Here is a 23334-nt window from a genome sequence, read left to right on the forward strand (position 1 = left end):
TCCGGACGAGCGTGCCGCGATGAATCACTTCCCCAAACTGCTGTCGTCGCAGATCGGTTTCGACGTCGCGCAGACGATGCTCGAATACTTCGACCGCCACTACCGGATCTTCCGCGAAGCGGCCGTCGAAGCGAAGACGCGCTTCGAGCACGCCGACTGGCACGGGCTGCAGCGGCTCGCGCGCGAGCGGATCACGTCGTACGACGATCGCGTGAAGGAATGCGTCGAGGTGCTGCAGGACGAATACGACGCGGAAAACATCGACGACGAAGTGTGGCAGCAGATCAAGCTGCACTACATCGGCCTGCTCACGTCGCACCGGCAGCCCGAATGCGCGGAAACTTTCTTCAACTCCGTCTGCTGCAAGATCCTGCACCGCTCGTACTTCAACAACGACTTCATCTTCGTGCGGCCCGCGATCTCGACCGAGTATCTCGAGAACGACGAACCGGCCGCGAAACCGACCTACCGCGCGTACTACCCGGCCGCCGACGGGCTCGCGGTCACGCTCGAGCGCATCGTCACGAATTTCCAGCTCGAACCGCCGTTCGAGGATCTCGCGCGCGACATCGCGTGCGTGATGCAGGCGATCACCGACGAATTCGGCCGCTTCGACGAAGCGCCGAATTTCCAGATCCACGTGCTGTCGTCGCTGTTCTTCCGCAACAAGAGCGCGTACATCGTCGGGCGCATCATCAACGCCGACCGCGTGCTGCCGTTCGCGGTGCCGATCCGCCACGTGCGCGCCGGCCTGCTCGCGCTCGACACGGTGCTGCTGCGCCGCGACCAGCTGCAGATCATCTTCAGCTTCTCGCACTCGTATTTCCTCGTCGACATGGACGTGCCGTCCGCGTACGTGGATTTCCTGTGCACGATCATGCCGGGCAAGCCGAAGGCCGAGATCTACACGTCGGTCGGGCTGCAGAAGCAGGGCAAGAACCTGTTCTACCGCGACCTGCTGCATCACCTGTCGCACTCGAGCGACCGCTTCATCGTCGCGCCGGGGATCAAGGGCCTCGTGATGCTCGTGTTCACGCTGCCGTCGTTCCCGTACGTGTTCAAGATCATCAAGGACCACTTCCCGCCGCCGAAGGAGACGACGCGCGCGCAGATCATGGAGAAATACCAGCTCGTGAAGCGGCACGACCGCCTCGGCCGGATGGCCGATACGCTCGAGTATTCGAGCGTCGCGCTGCCGCTCGCGCGTCTCGACCATGCGCTGGTGCGCGAGCTCGAGAAGGAAGTGCCGTCGCTGCTCGAATACGAAGGCGACAACCTCGTGATCAAGCACCTGTACATCGAGCGCCGGATGACGCCGCTGAACCTGTATCTGCAGAACGGCACCGATGCCGACGTCGAGCACGGCGTGAAGGAGTACGGCAACGCGGTGAAGGAGCTGATGAAGGCCAACATCTTCCCCGGCGACATGCTGTACAAGAACTTCGGCGTCACGCGCCACGGGCGCGTCGTGTTCTACGACTACGACGAGATCGAGTACCTGACCGACTGCAACGTGCGCCGCGTGCCGCCGCCACGCAACGACGAAGACGAACTGTCGGGCGAGCCGTGGTATACCGTCGGCCCGCACGACATCTTTCCGGAAACCTACGGGCCGTTCCTGCTCGGCGACCCGCGCGTGCGTGCCGTCTTCATCAAGCATCACGCGGATTTCTTCGACCCCGCGCTGTGGCAGGCGAGCAAGGACAAGCTGCTGCAGGGCGAACTGCCCGATTTCTATCCGTACGACACGTCGCTGCGCTTTTGCATGCGCTACCCGGAGCGCTTCGCGGCGCGCGCCGGCGACCAACGCGACGGCGAAAGCGAAAGCAGCGCGCAACGTGCCGCATGACGCAGCGCGTCGACCGCGGTCGCGCCCGATATCACCCGATTCCCGCAGAGACCACACACCGATGAACACTCCAGACAACCCGCTCTCGCATCTGTTCGACAACAACGACGCGTGGGTCAAGCGCCAGCTCGCCGACGATCCGCAGTTCTTCGCGCGCCTCGCGGACCAGCAGGCGCCCGAATATCTGTGGATCGGCTGCTCGGATTCGCGCGTGCCCGCGAACCAGATCATCGGCCTGCCGCCCGGCGAAGTGTTCGTCCATCGCAACATCGCGAACGTGGTCGTGCACAGCGACCTGAACTGCCTGTCGGTGATCCAGTTCGCGGTCGACATCCTGCGCGTGAAGCACATCATGGTGGTCGGCCACTACGGGTGCTCGGGCGTCAACGCAGCGCTGCACAACCGGCGCGTCGGGCTCGCGGACAACTGGCTGCATCACGTGCAGGACGTGCGCGAGCGGCACGCGGCGCTGCTCGACGAATGGCCGGTCGGCGAGGCGCGCTATCGCCGGCTGATCGAGCTGAACGCGATCGAGCAGGTCGTCAACGTGTGCCGCACGACGATCGTCAACGACGCGTGGGCGCGCGGCCAGTCGCTGACCGTGCACGCGCTCGTATACGGCGTGCACGACGGACGGATGCGCAACCTCGGAATGGCCGTGTCGAACTTCGACGCGCTCGACGCGACGTATCGGCGCTGCGTCGCCGCGCTCACCGCGCGCGGCCAGCATGCGCCGGACAACGACATGGTCGCCGCCGACGCGGCGCGCCTCGACGAAGTCGCGCAGGCGGTCGCCGACACGCTGAAGCCCTGCGACGACGCGAAGTAGCGCGCGAACGTCGCGCGGCCGCGCCCGACGGCACCGCGCCGGGCACGGCCTGACACCGACACGCAACACGAAAGGAGCCGGGAACATGAAAACCGTACTGATCGTCGGCGCATCGCGCGGCCTCGGCCGCGAATTCGTCCGGCAATACCGGCGCGACGGCTGGAACGTGATCGCCACCGCACGCGACGACGCGTCGCTCGCCGCGTTGCGCGACCTCGGCGCGCACGCGCACGCGCTCGACATCACGCAGCCCGAGCAGATCGCGGCGCTCGGCTGGAAGCTCGACGGCGAACGGCTCGACGCGGCCGTGCTCGTTTCCGGCGTGTACGGGCCGCGCACCGAAGGGGTCGAAACCGTGACCGCCGAGGATTTCGACGCGGTCATGCATACGAACGTGCGCGGACCGATGCAGTTGCTGCCGATCGTGCTGCCGCTTGTCGAAGATGCACGCGGCGTGCTGGCCGTCGTGTCGAGCCGGATGGGCAGCATCGCGGACGCGACCGGCACGACCGGCTGGCTGTACCGGGCGAGCAAGGCCGCGCTGAACGACGTGCTGCGGATCGCGTCGCTGCAGACGCGCCACGCCGCGTGCATCTCGCTGCATCCGGGCTGGGTGCGCACCGACATGGGCGGCGCGCAGGCCGCGATCGACCCGCATACGAGCGTGACCGGCATGCGCCGCGTGATCGCCGAGGCCGCCGCCGACGTGGCGCAGGCGAACGGCCGTTTCTTCCAGTACGACGGCGTCGAGCTGAGCTGGTGAGCCGCGCTCACAACCGTCCGTCGTTAATTCCCGTTTCACATGACTTCGAACCGACCTGACGCGTGCCCGTGCGGCGGCGCGTCGCCCGCTCCCGCCGGCAAGGCGCCGGCCCCGCGCTACGCGGCCTGCTGCGGCCGTTTCATCGACGGCGGCGAAGCCGCACCGGGCGCGCTCGAGTTGATGCGTTCGCGGTACACCGCGTACGTGCTCGGCGCGACCGACTACCTGCGCGCGACCTGGGACGCGCGCACCTGTCCGTCCGATCTCGACGCCGATCCGCAGGCGCCCGACGCGCCGCGCTGGCTCGGGCTCGCGATAAAGCGCGCGGCGGCGACCGGCGAACGGCGCGCGGAGGTCGAATTCGTCGCGCGCTACAAGGTCGGCGGACGCGCGTACCGGCTGCACGAGACGAGCCGCTTCGAGCGCGACGAGCACGGTTTCTGGCGCTACGTCGACGGAGACGTAAGCGATCACTAGCAAATGCTTGCTGTGTCAGACGCCGGGTAATTCCTGCATTGCACAACCTGAATTTGTCGGGCTAGGATGGCCGACAGTTTGGTCACGTTGGCTGGCAGGGCTTACGAATGGCGTTCAGCAAGGTATTGGTGGGATGGATGGCGGCCTGTGCGCTGTCGGCCGCTCAGGCCGGTACGCTGCCGAACGCAAACGCGACTGCGGGCGCCGCAGCCGGCTCGCTCGCGCATGCCGAGCGCTTCGATTACGGTGCGTCGGGCCTGCCGCAAGTCGCCGCCGACCTCAACGAGCAGATCCTCCGCATTCCGGCCGACGCGTCGGGCGCCGTCACGCTCGAGGCGACGCTGTTCAAGCCCGACGGCCCCGGCCCGTTCCCGCTCGTCGTGTTCAACCACGGCAAGAACACCGGCGATCTCCATCTGCAGCCGCGCAGCCGGCCGATCGCGTTCGCGCGCGAATTCGTGCGCCGCGGCTATGCGGTGATCGCGCCGAACCGCCAGGGTTTTGCCGGTTCCGGCGGCACGTATCGGCAGGAAGGCTGCAACGTCGAAAAGAACGGCCTCGCGCAGGCGGCGGACGTCGACGCGACGATCCGCTACATGTCTCGCCAGCCGTACGTCGACGCGGCGCGCATCGTCGTCGCCGGCACGTCGCACGGCGGGCTCGTATCGGTCGCGTACGGCACCGAAGCCGCGCCCGGCGTGCGCGGGATCATCAATTTCTCCGGCGGGCTGCGCCAGGATCTGTGCGACGGCTGGCAGCGCAATCTCGTCGACGCGTTCGACCGCTACGGCGCGCACACGGCCGTCCGGTCGCTGTGGCTGTACGGCGACAACGATTCGGTATGGACGCCCGAGCTCGTCGCGCAGATGCATGACGCGTACGTGTCGCACGGCACGCAGGCGCAGTTCGTCGATTTCGGCCGCTACAAGAACGACGCGCACCGGCTGATCGTCGATCGCGACGGCGTGTCGGTCTGGTGGCCGGCCGTGCACGCATTCCTCGCGCAGCTCGGCATGCCGACCGCCGTGCGTTATGCGGTCGCGAATCCGCATGAGCCGAACGCGACCGGCTATGCGTCGATCGACGCGGTCGATGCGGTGCCGTATCTCGACGAAGCCGGCCGCGAAGGCTATCGCCGCTTCCTCGGCCAGCATCCGAGCCGCGCGTTCGCGGTGTCCGCCGAAGGCGCGTGGTCGTGGGCCGAAGGCGGCGACGATCCGATGGCGCTCGCGCTCGACAACTGCGCGAAACAGGGCGCGGGCCCGTGCCGGCTGTATGCGGTCGACGATCGCGTCGTGTGGAATGCGAACGCGACGCAGACGGCCGACAGCGGCGCCGTCGCTGCGCGCGACGCCGATACGCACGCGCTCGCCTCGCGCTGACGCGCGTTTTCTCCTGCCGCTTTCATTCCCCTTTCTTGGCGCGCTTCGCGCATGCGCCCCGTGAGCGTGCTCGAGCGCGGCGCGGTCGTGCCGTTCCCCGCTCTTTTTTCGCGCTTCACGCACGCGTCGCGCGTTATCGCCGGCCTGCGCAACGCGCTCGCGCCCCCTTCGCTCCCCAATTTTCGCCATCGCGCGCCGCCCGCGCCGCACGATTTTTTCTGTCGGGCGGGCGCACTCGGACGTCGTCATCTGCGCGCATTTCGGCACATCTGAACCGTACCGTCCGAAGCTGCTCCGAACTACGCCGAACTCCCGCCCAGCAAGGCTTTGCGCCGTTTGTAACCGGTAGTGCAACGCGCGGCGGAACACGCTAATCTCAGCGCGTTTTTGTGTCGCCGCGCGGATCCCGAGCGATGCCGCGCCACCCGGAGTTGCCTTGAGTACGCGAACCCCCGACGACTGGGTCGCGCGCAGCCTGCGCGCGGTCTGGCATCCCTGCACCCAGATGAAGCACCACGAGCGGCTGCCGCTCGTTCCCGTCGCGCGCGGCGCGGGCGTATGGCTGTACGACCGCGACGGCCGCCGCTACTTCGACGCGATCAGCTCGTGGTGGGTCAACCTGTTCGGCCATGCGAACCCCGACATCAACGCGGCGCTGAAGCAGCAGCTCGACACGCTCGAACACGCGATGCTCGCCGGCTGCACGCACGAACCGGCGATCGAACTCGCGGAGCGGCTGCATGCGCTCACCGCGCATACGCTGGGCCATGCGTTCTTCGCGTCCGACGGCGCGTCCGCAGTCGAGATCGCGCTGAAGATGAGCTTCCACGCGTGGCGCAACCGCGGCCGCGCGGACAAGCGCGAATTCGTCTGCGTCGCGAACGGCTATCACGGCGAGACGATCGGCGCGCTCGGCGTGACCGACGTCGCGCTATTCAAGGACGCGTACGACCCGCTGATCCGCCACGCGCACGTCGTCGCGTCGCCCGATGCGCGCGGCGCGCAGCCGGGCGAGACCGCCGCCGACGTCGCGGGCCGCGCGCTCGCCGACGTGCGCAAGCTGTTCGCCGAACGCGCGGACCGGATCGCCGCGCTGATCGTCGAGCCGCTCGTGCAATGCGCGGCCGGCATGGCGATGCACGATCCGTCCTACGTGCGCGGGCTACGCGCGCTGTGCGACGAATTCGGCGTGCATCTGATCGCCGACGAGATCGCGGTCGGCTGCGGCCGCACCGGCACGTTCTTCGCGTGCGAGCAGGCCGGCGTATGGCCCGACTTCCTGTGCCTGTCCAAAGGCATCAGCGGCGGCTATCTGCCGCTGTCGCTGGTGCTCACGCGCGACGACGTCTACGCGGCGTTCTACGACGACGACACGACGCGCGGCTTCCTGCATTCGCATTCGTACACCGGCAATCCGCTCGCGTGCCGCGCGGCGCTCGCGACGCTCGATCTGTTCGCGCGCGACGACGTGCTCGCGCGCAATGCACGCAAGTCGGCCGCGCTGCGCGCCGCGCTCGCGCCGCTCGACACGCATCCGCAGGTGCGCCATCTGCGCGAACGCGGCACGCTGTTCGCGTTCGACGTCGCGCTCGACGGCGACGCCGCACGCGGCTTCTCGCGGCGCTTCTTCGAGCGCGCACTCGAACGCGAGCTGCTGCTGCGCCCGATCGGCACGACCGTCTATTTGATGCCGCCGTACGTGATGACCGACGACGACATCGCATGGCTCGCGCAGCGCACGCGCGACACGCTCGACGCGACGCTCGAGGAGATCGGCCGATGAACCTGCTCGACACGCTGCAGCGCGGGCTCGCCGATCTCGATGCGCAAGGGCTGCGCCGCGTACGCCGCATCGCCGATACCGCGTGCGATGCGCACATGAGCGTCGACGGCCGCAAAATCGTCGGCTTCGCGAGCAACGACTATCTCGGCCTCGCCGCGCACCCGGCGCTCGTCGCCGCGTTCGGCGAAGGCGCGCAGCGCTACGGATCGGGCAGCGGCGGCTCGCACCTGCTCGGCGGCCATTCGCGCGCGCACGCGAAGCTCGAGGACGAGCTCGCCGGCTTCGCGGGCGGCTTCTGCGACGCGCCGCGCGCGCTGTACTTCAGCACCGGCTACATGGCGAACCTCGCGGCGCTGACCGCGCTGACCGGCAAGCAAGCGGCGATCTTCTCCGACGCGCTGAACCACGCGTCGCTGATCGACGGCGCGCGGCTGTCGCGCGCGCACGTGCACGTCTATCCGCACGCGGACACGGCCGCGCTCGCCGCGCTGCTCGAAGCGTCCGACGCCGACACCAAGCTGATCGTCACCGACACCGTGTTCAGCATGGACGGCGACGTCGCACCGCTCGCCGAACTCGTCGCGCTCGCCGAGCGCCACGGCGCGTGGCTCGTCGTCGACGACGCGCACGGCTTCGGCGTGCTCGGCCCGCAGGGCCGCGGCTCGCTCGCGGCCGCCGCGCTGCGCTCGCCGCACATCGTGTACGTCGGCACGCTCGGCAAGGCGGCCGGCGTCGCGGGCGCATTCGTCGTCGCGCACGAGACGGTGATCGAATGGCTGATCCAGCGCGCGCGCAGCTACATCTTCACGACGGCCGCGCCGCCGGCCGTCGCGCACGCGGTGTCGGCGAGCCTGACGATCATCGCCGGCGACGAAGGCGACGCGCGCCGCGCGCATCTGGCCGCGCTGATCGAGCGCACGCGCGCGCTGCTGCGCGCGACGCGCTGGCAGCCGGTCGATTCGCACACGGCCGTGCAGCCGCTCGTGATCGGCAGCAACGATGCGACGCTCGCTGCGATGCGCGCGCTGGATGCGCACGGCCTGTGGGTGCCCGCGATCCGGCCGCCGACGGTGCCGGCCGGCACGTCGCGGCTGCGCATCTCGTTGTCGGCCGCGCATTCGTTCGACGATCTCGCGCGGCTCGAGGCCGCGCTGATCGAAGCCAGCGAGGGTGCAGCATGAACGCACCGCTTTCGCTTTTCGTGACCGGCACCGATACCGAGATCGGCAAGACGTTCGTGTCGGCCGCGATGCTGCACGGCTTCGCGCGGCACGGGCTGCGCGCCGCAGCACTCAAGCCGGTCGCGGCCGGCGCATACGAGCGCGATGGCGTATGGCGCAACGAGGATGCCGATCAGCTCGACGCGGCCGCGAACGTCGTGCTGCCGCCCGCGCTGCGCACGCCGTTCCTGCTGAAGGCGCCGGCTGCGCCGCACATCGTCGCCGCGCACGAAGGCGTGACGCTCGACATCGACACGATCGTCGCGTGCCATCGCGAAGCGATGACGCGCGCGGACGTCGTCGTCGTCGAAGGCGTCGGCGGCTTTCGCGTGCCGCTGAACGACGCGCAGGACACCGCCGATCTGGCCGTCGCGCTCGGCCTGCCGGTCGTGCTCGTCGTCGGCGTGCGGCTCGGCTGCATCAGCCACGCGCTACTGACCGCCGACGCGATCGCCGCACGCGGCCTCACGCTGGCGGGCTGGGTCGCGAACCACGTCGATCCGGCGATGTCGTTCGCGGACGAGAACGTCGCGACGATCCGCGACTGGCTCGCACGCGAGCATCGTGCGCCGCTCGTCGGCCGCATTGCGCACATGAACCCGGCCGAACCCGAATCCGCCGCGTCGATGCTCGACATCGCCGCGCTCGTCGACACGCTGCGCGCCGCGCAGCGTTGACGCCTCCTTCCCGCATTCACGACAGGAAAACCACCATGACTCAAGCCCAGACCGCCGCCGTGCAGCCCGACGCGATCGCCGTGGCCGCGCCGGCTCCGCAGCGCTGGCGCGTCGCCGACGTCGTCGCGCTGTTCGAACTCCCGTTCAACGATCTGATCTTCCGCGCGCAGCAGGTGCATCGCGAGCACTTCGACGCGAATGCGGTGCAGCTGTCGACGCTGCTGTCGATCAAGACCGGCGGCTGCGAGGAAGACTGCGGCTACTGCTCGCAATCGGCCCATCACGACACGGGCCTGAAGGCGGAGAAGCTGATGGACGTCGACGCGGTGCTCGACGCCGCACGCGCGGCGAAGGCGAACGGCGCGAGCCGCTTCTGCATGGGCGCCGCGTGGCGCAACCCGAAGGAGCGTCACATGCCGGCGCTGACCGAGATGGTGCGCGGCGTGAAGGCGCTCGGCCTCGAAACCTGCATGACGCTCGGCATGCTCGAGGACGAGCAGGCGCAGCAGCTCGCCGAAGCGGGCCTCGACTACTACAACCACAACCTCGACACGTCGCCCGAGTTCTACGGACAGGTGATCTCGACGCGCACGTACCAGGATCGCCTCGACACGCTCGACCGCGTGCGCGACGCGGGGATCAACGTGTGCTGCGGCGGCATCATCGGAATGGGCGAGTCGCGCCGCGAGCGCGCGGGGCTGATTTCGCAGCTCGCGAACCTGAATCCGTATCCGGAATCGGTGCCGATCAACAATCTCGTCGCGATCGAAGGCACACCGCTCGCCGGCACCGCGCCGCTCGACCCGTTCGAGTTCGTGCGCACGATCGCGGTCGCGCGCATCACGATGCCGAAGGCCGTCGTGCGTCTGTCGGCCGGGCGCGAGCAGCTCGACGACGCGATGCAGGCGCTGTGCTTCCTCGCGGGCGCGAACTCGATGTTCTACGGCGACCAGTTGCTGACGACGAGCAACCCGCAGACGCAGAAGGACCGGCAGCTGTTCGAGCGTCTCGGGATCCGCGCGAGTCAGCCGGATGCGCTCGCGGAAGGGGTGTGATGCTACGCGGGGTGTGATGGAAAGCCGGGGTGGGTCCCGGCTTTTTTGTTCTTTGGGGATTTCTGTGGATGGCCCTTGTCGAACCGGAGCGGTCGGTCATGGAGTGACGCATCCAAGGGCGACTATCCGAGTGGTCCGGTCATACAAGTCGGCGCCTCCGAAACAGCGGTGGGTCAATGTGGCTGTTCGAGTATCGCCGTATGATTGGCAGACATCCCCGTACCGCTTATTCGGACGGACACCTCGATTTAGGAGGCGTGACCTACGAGGCATATGGCAAGCGAAGGCGTTGGGGGTTGAATTACGGTTTCTGTTCGTGATGTGGGCTGCATCGCATGATCCATCAGCCCGCTGAACTGCGGCTCGTTTCGCGACCGGCAATGAAACACATGGTAGCCAAACCGCCTGCACGCAAAAAAACGACGTATCAGAGCGGCCAGACGCAAATCTGTGCCGCTCGTAGTACAGTCCTTGGCGCAACGATCTTAATGCTGTATTACGTATAACTTACGGTGACGCTTCATAAGCGCTATAAAAATGCCAAATACAATAGAGATCAATAACCTAAAACACATTCGCACGCTCTCCTTCGAAGTACCCCCGCACGGCGTCCACTTGCTGTCCGGCTCGAACGGTGCAGGGAAAACATCGGTCCTAGCGTGCTTGCGAAGGATCGGTCACCCCAACGCTTTTGCGCAGCATTTTCGGCCGTCACAAATTTCCGATGCACTCGACAACTTCGACGGGGCAGAGATCGTCTATACGGTAAACGGCCGTCGCGTCACCTATGCTTACGCTGGTGAACGATGGGTGCCTCGCCCAAGGTCTGCTACCCGCCTGCTGCAAAATTTTGGATATCCGACCGTTATCTATGTTGGCGCAACGGCTGACCGCATCACTCCTCGACCTGAGGATTTTCGACCTGCTCGCATAAGGCCGGCCCCACAGGCTCTACGTGATGCTGCGAACGAAATACTTGAGACCAACAAATTTGAGGCACTCAAGGTCATTAACTTAACGCCCGGTGGCGGTAACCCTGCGTTTGTGCTGCAGACCAAGGCCCCCCCTCAAGCGAAGTACATATCTGAGCGCAATCTCAGTCTTGGCGAGCTTTGCGTTGTGAAGCTAATCCGCAGTTTGCTGACTTGCGCCAACAACTCTCTGATTCTGATAGATGAACTGGAGCTTGCTCTTCATCCGCGAGCACAGATTGGCCTTTTGCGGTACCTGCAGACGATCGCGCAGGACAAGCAGTTGACAATCATTTTTTCGACGCATTCTGTCAGCCTGTTGAAGCGAGTGCCTCGCGAAAGGATCATTTTTCTAGAGGCTGACAATGGCAACGTTTCGACGGTAAAAGGATGTTTCCCCACGTATGCTCTGGGCAATATCGCGTACGATGAAGAACGTGGCCCCGACCTCGTTATATACGTTGAAGACGAGGCAGCCTTGTATGCGACGGAAGCACTGACTCAACTTGCAATCAGCCATAGGTTCAGGGATGACGAGCCTCTTTTTCCCACGGTACACGTGATTCCAATCGGTCCTTTCATGAGCGTCGTCCGGTTTCTTGATCGAAGCCGAGCCTTGCTTCCCATATCGTGTACCTCGGTGGCGCTTCTTGACCGAGACGTCAAGGCAGAGACCATCGCGAATTGGGAAGCGGAACACAATCACGCCGCTCTTGCTGAATTTCAGCGACACGAACAAACCATCGACTATCTGCCATGGACGCCCGAGGTAGCTTTTGTCGATTTTCTGAGAAATCACCGACAAACAGCACTCAGATCGATTCAGCAGCATTTCCGTAACGTTCACCTTAACTACAGCAATGCCGACATCGGTGATATCCCAGTCGCCGCAGGCAGCGACCAACGCAATAGGTGTAAGACAGCCTTCCGCAACGTCGTTGCCCGGATCGCTGGCGGATTACCGAATGACTCTGAGGCCGACGTTCGCAAAGCCTTGATTCGCCTGTTCGCGCAATGGTACTGGGACAATAACAGGGCGACGGTGCTGCAACTTGTCGGACCTCACCTTGCAGCAGCGATGAGGCAGCAGCAATAGAAGAGATGGAAAGGCAAGACCGGCGGGGAACTCGCCAGTCGCAAGTGGCTGATGCCGAAGTCGAAGCCGCCACCCAGAGGTGGCGACCATAACGTCAGTCATGCAATCACGGAGAGCATATGGCAATTGAAATCGACGCGGAGACAGAGCTTAAGCTGCTTGAAAATTCGATGCGCGATGTTATTCAGATCGTTCTCAAGAATAAATTCGGCCCTCAGTGGCTCAACAACCTGAAAGTGAGTCCAGAGAGAGTTGAGCGGTGGAGGGAACGGCTGGAGACTGAGAAAAAAAGGCTCCCTGGCAAGGCGCTTGACGGTCGATTGCTCTACTATTCCGATTTTTACGACATTAATACAATCATAAGAAAACACTGGAGCGATGGATTTAGCGATGTATTTGGCGATCTTAAAACAATAGAGATTTTTCTGGGGCAAATGGAGAAGCTACGCGATCCCAATGCACACAGACGGGAACTTACGAATCACCAGAAATGCCTGATTGCGGGCATTTCTGGCGAATTGAGAATTCAAATCATGCAGTACCGTGGAAAAGGGGAAAACGTGGATAGTTATTTTGCGGTTATCGAAGCGATCAAGGACAATCTGGGAAATAGTTATCCCTGTCCCCACGGCGGCAACATGGTGATTGCAGAGCAGATACTGCGTGTAGGTGACACCATCGAGTTCTACGTCACTTCAACCGATCCTAACGGCGGGCAGCTTGAGTACTCGATTGCACGCAGTGGCAAGCCGGAAGATTGGCAGAAGGAAAATCACAAGACGATCACGCTAACTGAAGAGCACATCGGAAAGTTCTGTGATTTCAGCATAAGAATTCGCACTGACAAACCTTATACGGCGCTCAACGGTTACGACGACATTGTGTCCTTTCGATACACCGTCTTGCCGGTCGAGAAGTAATGTGAGCGGCGGATTGTGGCCGAATGCCGACGGTCGCGCTACGCTCCCCGGCAATCCCCGAAGGGCCTTTTTCATAGAACCGTCCACACCGCATCGCGCGCAGCACGTGCCGTTGCTGCCCCACCAGCACTGACCGCAGCCCCCTCACACCCTCGCCGCCGCCCCATCGATCGTCGCGCGCACCTTCGCCACCAGCACTTCGTCCACCGGCGCCAGCACCTCGCCGCGCGGCCGCACGCCCGAGCCGAAATGCACCGCGCGCACGCCGGTGGCCCGCACGAAATCGCCGACCGCGTCGACGGTCAGCCCCGAGCCGGCCAGCACCGTGCACGTCGAGCCCGCAGCCTGCCGCACCATCCGCGCGATCGTCGTCACCGCGTCGAGCACCGACGGACGGCCGCCCGACGTCAGCACCGACGTGACGGCCGGCACGCGCAGCAGCGCGTCGAATGCCGCATTGAGGTCGCGCGACACGTCGAACGCGCGATGGAACGTCAGATCGCGCCCGTCGGCCGCGGCAGCAACGCGCGCGAGCGCGTCGGCGTCGATCTCGCCGCGCGCATTCAGCGCGCCGAACACGACGCCGTTCGCACCCGCCGCGACCGCTGCGCGCACGTCGCGCTCGATCACGCGCAGATCGTCGGCGTCGTAGACGAACGAGCGGCTGTGCGGACGCACGATCACGTTGACGGGAATCGGCACCGCGGCCACGACGGCCTCGATCAGGCCGACGCTCGGCGTCAGCCCGCCTTCGCCGATCGCGGTCACGAGTTCGAGGCGGTCGGCGCCCGCGCGGGCGGCGGCCTTTGCATCGCCGACGGTCGTGGCGATCACTTCGAGGAGGACGGAGGATGCGGCGGTTCGGTTCATCGGCGGCTCGCGAATCGTCAGGACGATTCGCATCCTAGCCGAGCGACGCAATCGACACCAGCGCGGCACCGACGCGGCAGCGAGCGCCGCGCCGGCACACGGCCCGCGCTACACGACCTCCGCCGCGTCGCTCCAGTCGATATCGCCGCACAGCACACGCTGCGTATCGCCGACGCGCACCGCGACCGACAGCGTCACGCACGGCTGCGCCTCGTTGATCGACAGGTACGGACGCGTGACCTGCACGCGCCCCGGCTCGGCGATCGCCGTGCGGAAATACGGCCGGCGCAGCCAGTTCGCGCCCTGCGCGTCCGCGAGCGGCGAGAAGCGCGCCTCGCTCAGCGCGCGATCGGCGCGCAGCACGACGTTGCGGCCGGCCTGCCGTCCGTGCGCGTCGAGCAGGAAGCAGCGCGCGGCCGCATCGAGCGCGAGGAAGTTCCAGCACACCTCGTCGAGCGGCTCGCCGGCCGCAAGGCGCTCCGCCGCGCGCTCGAACGCGCGCACGTACGGCGCGAGCCGCTGCGCGTCGCGCCGCTCGCGCGCTTCGGTCTGTTGCCGGAAGCGCTCGGTCAGCTCGTCGATGCAGCCGGTCGCGGCCGCGCTGTCCGGCAAGCCGGGCGCCGGCCGGCCGAAGTAGTAGCCCTGCACGAAATCGGCTTCGCACGACAGCGCGATCTGCGCTTCGTGCTCGGTCTCGATCCCCTCGACGAGCACGAGCTTGCCGGCCTCGTGCAGCAGCGTGACGAGGCCGTGCAGGATCGCGGTCAGCCCGGTGCGATGCGCGGCATGCGACAGCATGATCCGGTCGAGCTTCACGATGTCCGGATTCAGCTGCCAGATCCGCTCGATGTTCGAATGCCCTGCGCCGAAATCGTCGAGCGCGATCAGGAAGCCCTGCGCGCGGAATTCGCGCACGGCATCGGCGAGCCGTTCGACGTCGTCCGCGCGCTGTTCGAGCACTTCGAGCACGACGCGGCGCGGCGGCATGCCGACCCGTTTCAGGTTCGCGAGCAGCGCGGCGGCCTGGAACGGATCGGTGAGCACGCCGGGATGCACGTTCAGAAACAGCCATTCGCGCTCCGCGCCGAGCAGCGCGAAGTTCTCGAGATGCAGCGCCTGCGCGAGCCGGTCGAGCTGCAGCAGCTCGCCGTGGCGCGCGGCGTCGCCGAACACGTCGAGCGGCGACACCGGCCGGTCGAGCGCGTCATGCGCGCGAAGCAGCGCTTCGAAGCCGACCGCACGCTGGTGCGACAAGCTGAATATCGGCTGGAATACGGTCGTGAGCGTCAGGTCGCGGTGCTGCGTCGCGAGCCGTTCGAGTCCGGAGCTCATCTCCCGCTCGAAACGGTACGGCGACGCGGCGGCCGGACGCTCCTGTTGCACGATCGTCATGCGTTCCTCCTCGTGATGCACTCGAGCGCGGCGGCTGACGAAACGGGCGGCGTGCGCAATGTCATGGTAAGACCCTCGGTTGTCCGGCTTGGCCGGATGGCGGACAACGATCAAGCAAGCTCCGTGCAAGGTGCACACGCACCGCACACGCACGCGCGCCGTCGCGCGGCACCATTGCGGCGCATCGGCGATGCACCGTTTTCGTGCGAGCGCACCGGCACACGCGAGCGCATCGGCCGCGCGGTCACGCTACACTCCGTACGGTCGTTTCGTTCCCCGCATTCCCCCGCATTCGCCGTATCGATGGAAATCGTCTTCACAGTCCTGATCCTGCTGCTCGCCGTCGCCCTGTCCGGCGCCGTCACGCGCGTGCTGCCGTGGCGGCTGCCGCTGCCGCTGATGCAGATCGCGTTCGGCGCGGTGCTCGCGTGGCCGCAGCTGAACCTGCACGTCACGTTCGATCCCGAAATCTTCATGCTGCTGTTCATCCCGCCGCTGCTGTTCGCGGACGGCTGGCGGATTCCGAAACGCGAGCTGTATCTGCAGCGCCGCGCGATCCTGATGCTCGCGTTCGGTCTCGTGTTCATGACGGTACTCGCGGTCGGCTATTTCGCGCATTGGCTGATTCCCGGGTTGCCGCTGCCGGTCGCGTTCGCGCTCGCGGCCGTGCTGTCGCCGACCGACGCGGTCGCGCTGTCCGGCATCGCCGGCAAGGGACGGATTCCGCCGCAGCTGATGCACATCCTCGAAGGCGAAGCGCTGATGAACGACGCATCGGGCCTCGTCGCGCTGAAGTTCGCGGTCGCGGCCGCGCTGACGGGCGTGTTCTCGCTGCGCGACGCGTCGATCACGTTCGTGATCGTCGCGGCCGGCGGGCTCGCGACGGGCGCGGCGGTCGCGTGGCTGTTCAGCGCGCTGTCGACGCGCTTTCTGAACGCCGAGCAGGAAGGCGATCCGGCGCCCGGCATCGTGATGACGCTGCTCGTGCCGTTCGCCGCGTATCTGTTCGCCGAGCATCTCGATCTGTCGGGCGTGCTCGCGGCCGTCGCGGCCGGGATGATGATGAATTACACGAGCTTCGCGCGCAAAAGCACGGTCGCGTCGCGCGTGCGCGCGGAAAGCACGTGGGCGATGATCGAGTTCGTGTTCAACGGCATGGTGTTCATCATGCTCGGGCTGCAGATGCCGCAGATCATCGGCCGCGCGCTCGTCGACGCGCATCACACGAGCGACGCGCTCGTCGGCCGGATGATCTTCAACGCGTGCGCGATGATGGTCGCGCTGTACGCGATCCGCTTCCTGTGGGTGTGGCTGCTGCGCTGGTTCGCGAGCCGCCGCGCGGCGCGGCACGGGCTCGCGGGCACGATGGCCGGCGTGCGCACGATCGCGGTGATGACGGTCGGCGGCGTGCGCGGCGCGGTCACGCTCGCGGGCGTGCTGTCGATTCCGGTCGCGCTCGGCGACGGCACGCCGCTGCCTGGCCGCGACACGGCGATCTTCATCGCGTCGGCGGTGATCCTCGGCTCGCTGTTCATCGCGGTGATCGGGCTGCCGGCGCTGCTGCGCGGCGTGCGCTCGACGCGCAATCCGCTCGCCGCCGAAGAACGCGCGGCGCGTGCGGCGGCCGCGCAGGCCGCGATCCGCGCGATCGACGCATCGCACGACGCGATCTCCGCCGAGCTCGACGAATCGGGTGCCGCGCGCTGCGCGGACGTATCGGCCCGCGTGATGGATCAGTATCGCCGCCGCCTCGCCGCGCTCGCCGACGACGGTCCGACGCCGCGCGCGGAAGCGAAGCAGGCGGAGACGATGGAACTGCAGATGCGGATCGCCGCGGTGCGTGCGGAACGTTCGGTGCTGTACCGGCTGCGCACCGAGAGCAAGATTTCGGACGAAACGCTGACGAAGCTGATCCGCGAGATCGATCTGTCCGAAACGGCGCTGTCGACGCGCAAGAAAGGGATCGTCTGACGGCGCGCGCATCGCGCGTGCGACCTCTGAGCCGCGCATAAAGAAACGGCGACGCCGAAGCGTCGCCGCACGTGCATCCGCCCGCGTGCGTCACTTCGCGACGACGACCGGAATCCCCTTCAGCGTTCCCGCCCCCTTCATCTCGTCGAGCGCGTGCTGCACGGCCGCGCTCGTCGCCGCGTCGATGCCGAGCTGCAGCGCAAGCTCGCGCTCCGCGCGCTTCACGCCGGCGAGGTTGCGCATCTTCACGTGACCGAAGCCGCGCACGCGCGCGTGCAGTTCGGCAAGCTGCGCGACCTGCGCCGCGTTGTCCGCCGTCGTTACCGCGAACGCGCTCGTGAGCGTCGTCTCGTAATCGTCCGCGAGCGCGCGCTCCATCCTGCGTTCGACCGTACGGCCGAACGGATCGGCCCACGTGCCGCGCAGTCCGCGCACGCGCGCGAGCAGCCGGAACACCGGCCACATCCACTGGCCGAACACGCGCTTCTTCGGCGCGCTGCCGTCGCGCCCGGCCTTCGCGACCGTCGGCGGCGCGAGGTTGAACTTCACGCGATAGTCGTGCCCCGGCACGCCTTCGAACTGCGCTTCGAGCGCGGCACGGAACGCGTCGTCCGCATAAAGCCGCGCGACCTCGTATTCGTCCTTCACCGCGAGCAGCCGGTAGAACGTCGTCGCGACCGCGCGCGTCAATGCTTCGTCGCCCGTCGCGCGCGCCGCGTTCACGAGCTTGCGGTACCGCTCAACGTAGCGCGCGCCGCCGTAGGCGTCGAGCCGCGCTTCGCGGTCGGCGACCAGTTCGGCGAGCGTCTGCGGCGCCGCGTGCACGGTCGTCGCGTGACGCGCATTCCACAACGCGTCGAGGCCGGCCGCATCGCCGGCCGCCATCCGGCCGATCGAAAACGCGAGCTTGTTCATCGGCACCGCGACGTTGTTCAGCTCGATCGCGCGCATCATCGCGGCGAGCGATACCGGCACGAGCCCGAGCTGCCACGCATAGCCGAGCATCAGGATGTTCGCGCCGATCGAATCGCCGAGGAACTTCGTCGCGAGCGCCTGCGCGTCGCAGCTCGACAGGTAGCCGTCGCCGGCCGCGTGACGCATCTTCGCGAGCAGCGCATCGGCGTGCAGATCCGCGTCGGGGTTCTGCACGAACGATGCGTTCGGAATGCGGTGCGTGTTGACGACGATTCGCGAGCGTTCGCGGCGCACGGTCTGCAGCGCCTCGGCGCTCGCGCCGACGACCATGTCGCACGCGAGCAGCACGTCGGCCTGCTGCGTGTCGATACGCACCTGGTTCAACCATTGGTCGCTCGACGCGATCCGCACGAACGACAGCACCGAGCCGCCCTTCTGCGCAAAGCCCATGAAGTCGAGCACCGACGCGCTCTTGCCTTCGAGATGCGCGGCCATGCTGATCAGCGCGCCGACCGTCACGACGCCGGTGCCGCCGACGCCCGTCACCAGCATGTCGTACGGCGCCGCATCGAGATGCGTGGCGGGAACCGGCAGCGCGTCGACGCGCGCGGCGAGCGCCGCTTCGTCGAACGCCGCGCCCGCGGCCTTCTTCAGCGCCGCGCCTTCGACCGTCACGAAGCTCGGGCAGAAGCCGTTCACGCACGAGTAGTCCTTGTTGCACGACGACTGATCGATCCGGCGCTTGCGACCGAGCGGCGTTTCGAGCGGCTCGACCGACAGGCAGTTCGACTGCACGCCGCAGTCGCCGCAGCCTTCGCACACGGCATCGTTGATGAACAGGCGCTTGTCCGGATCGGGGAATTCGCCCTTCTTGCGGCGACGCCGCTTCTCCGCCGCGCACGTCTGGTCGTAGATGAGCACGGTCACGCCCGGCGTCTCGCGCAGTTCGCGCTGCACGGCGTCGAGCTCGCTGCGGTGATGGAACGTCGTGCCTTTCGGGAACAGCGCGTGATGGCCGTCGTACTTCTGCGGCTCGTCCGACACGACGACGAAGCGCGACACGCCCTCGGCCTCGACCTGCCGCGCGATCTGCGGCACCGAGATGCTGCCGTCGACGGGCTGGCCGCCGGTCATCGCGACCGCGTCGTTGTACAGAATCTTGTACGTAATGTTCGCCTTCGCGGCGACCGCCTGACGGATCGCGAGAATGCCCGAGTGGAAGTAGGTGCCGTCGCCGAGATTCTGGAACACGTGCTTCGTGTTCGTGAACATCGCGTGCGCGGCCCAGTCGACGCCTTCGCCGCCCATCTGGATCAGCCCGGTCGTGTCGCGCTCCATCCACGACGCCATGAAGTGGCAACCGATGCCGGCCTGCGCGATCGAGCCTTCCGGCACCTTCGTCGATGTGTTGTGCGGGCAGCCCGAGCAGAAATACGGCGTGCGCTTCACCGCGTCGGCCTCGTTCGACAGGATCTGCGGCGCGACGAGATCGACGACGCGCTCGCGGCGATCGAGCGCCGGCTTGTGCCGCGCGAGCCATTCCGCGAACACCGGCAGGATCCGCGACGGACGCAGCTCGCCGAGCGCCGACAGCAGGCATGCGCCGGCCGCATCGTGCTTGCCGAGCACGCGCGGGCGCGCGCCGTCCGGGCGGTTGTACAGGTAGTCCTTGATCTGCTGCTCGATGACCGGCCCCTTCTCCTCGATCACGAGCACTTCGGCGAGGCCGTCGACGAAGGTCTCGATGCGCGTCATCTCGAGCGGATACGACAGCCCGACCTTGTAGATCCGCACGCCGGCCGCATCGAGATCGGCGACCGTCAGGTCGAGACGGCGCAGCGCTTCCATGAGATCCAGGTGCGCCTTGCCGCAGGTCACGATGCCGACGTTCGCGTGCGTGCTCGGCGCGATCCATTTGTCGATGCTGTTGGTGCGCGCGAAATGGCGCACCGCGTCGAGCTTCGCGGCGAGGCGCGCTTCGATCGTCAGGCTCGGCAAATCGGGCCAGCGGTTGTGCAGGCCGCCCGGCGGCGGCGTAAAGCCGGCCGGCGCGGGCCACTGCGTGCGCAGCGCGTCGAGGTCGACCGTCGAGCCCGATTCGACCGTCTCCGAGATCGCCTTGAAGCCGACCCACGCGCCCGAATAGCGCGACAGCGCCCAGCCGTACAGCCCGAATTCGAGCATGTCCGCGATGTTCGACGGGTTCACGATCGGCATATGCCACGCGATCATCGCGAAGTCGCTCTGGTGCGGCATCGACGACGACACGCAGCCGTGATCGTCGCCCGCGACCACCAGCACGCCGCCGTGCGGCGACGAACCGTACGCGTTGCCGTGCTTCAGCGCATCGCCCGCGCGATCGACGCCGGGGCCCTTGCCGTACCACATCGCGTACACGCCGTCGACGGTGCGCTCCGGATCGGCCTCGACGCGCTGCGTGCCGAGCACCGCGGTGCCGCCGAGTTCTTCGTTGATCGCCGGCAGAAAGCGCACGCCGCTGCTGTCGAGCAGCTTCTTCGCCTTCCACAGCTGCTGATCGACCATCCCGAGCGGCGAGCCGCGATAGCCGCTGACGAAGCCGGCGGTGTTCAGCCCCTGCGCGGCATCGGCCGCGCGCTGCATCAGCAGCAGGCGCACCAGCGCCTGCGTGCCGGTCAGGAAGATCCGGCCGCGCGTCGCGGTCAGGTTGTCGGTCAGACGATAGTCGGACAAGGCGGGCGTGCCGTCGACGGGCAAGCGGGCGGTCATGGGGAACGTCTCCTGATTGTGCTGTTCTGGGCTGCGCGGCCGGACGTCGGGCGACGTCCGCGGCGGCGGCAGCGGGACGGCTCTATTCTTTCGCGCGGCGACAGGAATGTTTTTTCTCATCTTGCGCGAACGGGTGGTGGGGGAGAAAAACTGCGCAGGTTTTTGGCGGGAATTGAGAGAGTTTTCGCGCGGGCGTGGGTGGCTCGGGGGCTCGGGGGGCTCGGGGGGCTCGGGGGGCTCGGGGGGCTCGGGGGGCTCGGGGGGCTTGGTCGGCTTGGTCGGCTTGGTCGGCTTGATCGGGTTGATCGGGTTGGTCGGCTTGATTGGGTTGGTCGGCTTGATCGGTGCGCGGCGGGCGATTCCCCGCAAGGGTGGGCGGCGGACCCGCGATGGTATGGCCGCACGTTCCGGTCCGTGCGCTGCTGGTCGTCGGTGCGAAAGCCCCGCGCGGTGCGGGTTTCCGCTGTTGAACGCAGGGCCGCTCACCGTCGAAAACCACAGCGTTTCGAGTCGCTGCCGAAGGCGGATGTCCACAACCCCGCTTCGTTCGGTCGATCGCTCGCATGCTCACCGTTCGAATGCACAGCATTTCGAGTGGCGTGGAGATGCGGATATCCACCGTGTCGGAATCGACCGGCGTTTCGATCCCGGACGACGCTCACCGTTGAAATTCACAGCGCGCAGAGTGAGTTTTCGATCGCCGATCGGCGCATCGACGGCGCGTCTTTCTTCGATACGCCGCATGCACTCACCTTTCATCTGCACAGGGTTGCGAGTCGGTTCGAGCGCATTTGCGAACCGGCTTGCCGCCGCTCGAGCGCTCGCCGGGACTGGACACGCCGAGGATGTGGACATCGCCCGCCCGAAACAACTCGAAGCACTGTGCTTTTGAATGGTGAGCGTCGATGCGCAATCGGCCGCGGCGCTCGTGCCGGTGCGGATCGCCAGTCATCGACGGGCGTCGAAGTGCTCGGCATCCCGATCGCTACGTGAATGCACGATCGAACCGACGCGCGCGTCGCGATGTGGATATCCCGCGCGCAAATCGACTCGATGTGCTGTGCATTTCGAAGGTGAGCACGACGAGGATGGAGCGGAACGCACGATCCCCGCCAGTACCAAGCTCGTGCAACCGGTTCGACCCGAAGCGCATGAAGCCGTAGTCGCGCTGCCGACTTCTCGGTCGGAGCCGGTCCGCGCGCCGATGTGGACATCTCAAGCACAACGCAACTCGAAACGCTGTGCATTTCAACGGTGAGCGGGTCAGCGTTCGGCTGGCCCATCTGCGCCCGCGCGGATATACGAGCCTCGACACCACTCGCGACGCTGTGCATTTCAATGGTGAACGGGTCAGCGTCCGGCCGGCCTGTCTGCGCCCGTGTGGATATCCGGGCGGCGACACCACTCGCAACGCTGTGCATTTCAATGGTGAGCGGGTCAGCGTCCGGCTGGCCTGTCTGCGCCCGTGTGGATATCCGGGCGCCGACACCACTCGCGACGCTGTGCATTTCAATGGTGAGCGGATCAGCGTCCGGCCGGCCTGTCTGCGCCCGTGTGGATATCCGCGCGCCGACACCACTCGCAACGCTGTGCATTTGAATGGTGAGCATGAGCGCTCGATCGGTCGGTACGCCGACCAGGAACAGAGTCTTGTCGGCGATGCGTGTCGGTGCGCGGCGCATCCGCCCGGTAAAAACCGACATTCGACCGAGCTGACGGCGCACACATGAATGTGGATATCGTCGCCTCGACTCAACTCGAAGTACTGTGCTTTTGGATGGTGAGCGCCGACGCTCATTCGGCGGCGAGCGCCGATTCCGTTGTCCGCATCCGATCTCTGAAGTGCGACAGCGCGCCGTCGATTTCCATGGCCGGACGCATATTCACGATTACTGCCGCATCCTCGTGCGTTGTGGATATCCCGCACGCGACACCAATCGAAGCGCTGTGCATTTCAACGGTGAGCATCAGCGTCAAGCCAATGCCGACGCGGGGCCCGCGGGAATCTCGACGACCGGCACGCGCCGTTCCTGCGCACCGGCACGAAAGCGTTCAAAGGGAACCGCTCGGTTGTGCCGCATGGAAGTCGGCCGAACGAACCGGCCCGCACTACCGCGCGTTCCACGATTTCTCTCGCGGCATGCGGTTAGAATGCCCGGCGCCGCAAGCCAGGCGGACTGCGGACATTCCGCAGCGCGACGGGCATGAAAGTCGACTCCGCCCGACGCTCACCGTCGAAAAGCACAGTTCTTCGCGTCGTTTCGGGCGCCGGTTGTCCACATCGCGATGCCAGCGTCGATTCGGTCGCGCATTCGCGACGCCGTGAGAATGCAACGCGCTTCAAGCGACGCTGGACGCCCGAGCGCTGCGTCCGAACGGGCGCCGCCGCCGATCGAACATCGACGCTCACCATCCA

At 66.5% G+C, this 23334-nt stretch carries 17 protein-coding genes; 13 read left to right on the forward strand and 4 right to left on the reverse strand.

The window, feature by feature from the left end; genetic code table 11:
• Positions 1 to 19: 19 nt before the first annotated feature.
• The 11 genes from aceK to BUB20358_RS19060 all read left to right on the forward strand — a co-directional run bounded on the left by aceK (position 20) and on the right by BUB20358_RS19060 (position 13022).
• Entirely contained in the window at positions 20 to 1849 is a 1830-nt protein-coding gene (aceK, locus tag BUB20358_RS19010) for a bifunctional isocitrate dehydrogenase kinase/phosphatase (protein ID WP_006763258.1), read from the forward strand.
• Between the two features lie 61 nt (positions 1850 to 1910).
• On the forward strand, positions 1911 to 2678 hold the full coding sequence (can, locus tag BUB20358_RS19015; protein ID WP_035971632.1) for a carbonate dehydratase: 768 nt from the start codon (positions 1911 to 1913) through the stop codon (positions 2676 to 2678).
• 85 nt (positions 2679 to 2763) lie between these two features.
• Entirely contained in the window at positions 2764 to 3441 is a 678-nt protein-coding gene (locus tag BUB20358_RS19020) for an SDR family oxidoreductase (protein WP_006763256.1), read from the forward strand.
• Between the two features lie 39 nt (positions 3442 to 3480).
• Positions 3481 to 3918 (forward strand): YchJ family protein, encoded by a 438-nt coding sequence (locus BUB20358_RS19025; RefSeq protein WP_006763255.1) that lies wholly within the window; start codon positions 3481 to 3483, stop codon positions 3916 to 3918.
• Positions 3919 to 4025: 107 nt separating this feature from the next.
• On the forward strand, positions 4026 to 5300 hold the full coding sequence (locus BUB20358_RS19030) for a dienelactone hydrolase family protein (protein ID WP_006763254.1): 1275 nt from the start codon (positions 4026 to 4028) through the stop codon (positions 5298 to 5300).
• Between the two features lie 436 nt (positions 5301 to 5736).
• Positions 5737 to 7083 (forward strand): adenosylmethionine--8-amino-7-oxononanoate transaminase, encoded by a 1347-nt coding sequence (gene bioA, locus BUB20358_RS19035; protein WP_035971630.1) that lies wholly within the window; start codon positions 5737 to 5739, stop codon positions 7081 to 7083.
• Positions 7080 to 8264, forward strand: coding sequence for an 8-amino-7-oxononanoate synthase (gene bioF / locus BUB20358_RS19040; protein ID WP_035971629.1), 1185 nt, complete (start codon positions 7080 to 7082; stop codon positions 8262 to 8264). The genes bioA and bioF overlap by 4 nt, the downstream gene beginning before the upstream one ends.
• A complete protein-coding gene (gene bioD, locus BUB20358_RS19045) occupies positions 8261 to 8980 on the forward strand; it encodes a dethiobiotin synthase (RefSeq protein WP_006763251.1) in 720 nt (239 codons plus the stop codon). The genes bioF and bioD overlap by 4 nt, the downstream gene beginning before the upstream one ends.
• A 35-nt stretch (positions 8981 to 9015) precedes the next feature.
• Entirely contained in the window at positions 9016 to 10035 is a 1020-nt protein-coding gene (gene bioB, locus BUB20358_RS19050) for a biotin synthase BioB (protein WP_006763250.1), read from the forward strand.
• 537 nt (positions 10036 to 10572) lie between these two features.
• Positions 10573 to 12102: an ATP-dependent nuclease gene (locus BUB20358_RS19055; RefSeq protein WP_035971628.1), complete on the forward strand. Its 1530-nt coding sequence runs from the start codon at positions 10573 to 10575 to the stop codon at positions 12100 to 12102.
• A gap of 119 nt (positions 12103 to 12221) precedes the next feature.
• On the forward strand, positions 12222 to 13022 hold the full coding sequence (locus tag BUB20358_RS19060; RefSeq protein WP_035971625.1) for a Swt1 family HEPN domain-containing protein: 801 nt from the start codon (positions 12222 to 12224) through the stop codon (positions 13020 to 13022).
• A 144-nt stretch (positions 13023 to 13166) separates the two neighbouring features.
• Here the strand turns inward: BUB20358_RS19060 and BUB20358_RS19065 are convergent, their stop codons facing one another.
• A complete protein-coding gene (locus tag BUB20358_RS19065) occupies positions 13167 to 13892 on the reverse strand; it encodes a copper homeostasis protein CutC (protein WP_035973256.1) in 726 nt (241 codons plus the stop codon).
• Between the two features lie 108 nt (positions 13893 to 14000).
• A complete protein-coding gene (locus BUB20358_RS19070; RefSeq protein WP_035973255.1) occupies positions 14001 to 15284 on the reverse strand; it encodes a sensor domain-containing phosphodiesterase in 1284 nt (427 codons plus the stop codon).
• A 303-nt stretch (positions 15285 to 15587) separates the two neighbouring features.
• Between BUB20358_RS19070 and BUB20358_RS19075 the strand changes: the two genes are divergently transcribed.
• Positions 15588 to 17255 carry a Na+/H+ antiporter gene (locus BUB20358_RS19075; protein WP_035971624.1) on the forward strand — a complete coding sequence of 556 codons (1668 nt, stop codon included), beginning with the start codon at positions 15588 to 15590 and terminating at the stop codon, positions 17253 to 17255.
• Between the two features lie 90 nt (positions 17256 to 17345).
• Here the strand turns inward: BUB20358_RS19075 and BUB20358_RS19080 are convergent, their stop codons facing one another.
• Positions 17346 to 20918 carry an indolepyruvate ferredoxin oxidoreductase family protein gene (locus BUB20358_RS19080; RefSeq protein ID WP_006763247.1) on the reverse strand — a complete coding sequence of 1191 codons (3573 nt, stop codon included), beginning with the start codon at positions 20916 to 20918 and terminating at the stop codon, positions 17346 to 17348.
• Between the two features lie 1241 nt (positions 20919 to 22159).
• On the opposite strand from BUB20358_RS19080, the gene BUB20358_RS19085 reads away from it, so the two are divergent.
• Positions 22160 to 22648: a hypothetical protein gene (locus BUB20358_RS19085; protein ID WP_123806812.1), complete on the forward strand. Its 489-nt coding sequence runs from the start codon at positions 22160 to 22162 to the stop codon at positions 22646 to 22648.
• 64 nt (positions 22649 to 22712) lie between these two features.
• Here the strand turns inward: BUB20358_RS19085 and BUB20358_RS19090 are convergent, their stop codons facing one another.
• Entirely contained in the window at positions 22713 to 22895 is a 183-nt protein-coding gene (locus BUB20358_RS19090; RefSeq protein ID WP_045552407.1) for a hypothetical protein, read from the reverse strand.
• Between the last annotated feature and the right edge of the window lie 439 nt (positions 22896 to 23334).

It is taken from the genome of Burkholderia dolosa (assembly GCF_902499135.1).
Classification (GTDB): domain Bacteria; phylum Pseudomonadota; class Gammaproteobacteria; order Burkholderiales; family Burkholderiaceae; genus Burkholderia; species Burkholderia dolosa.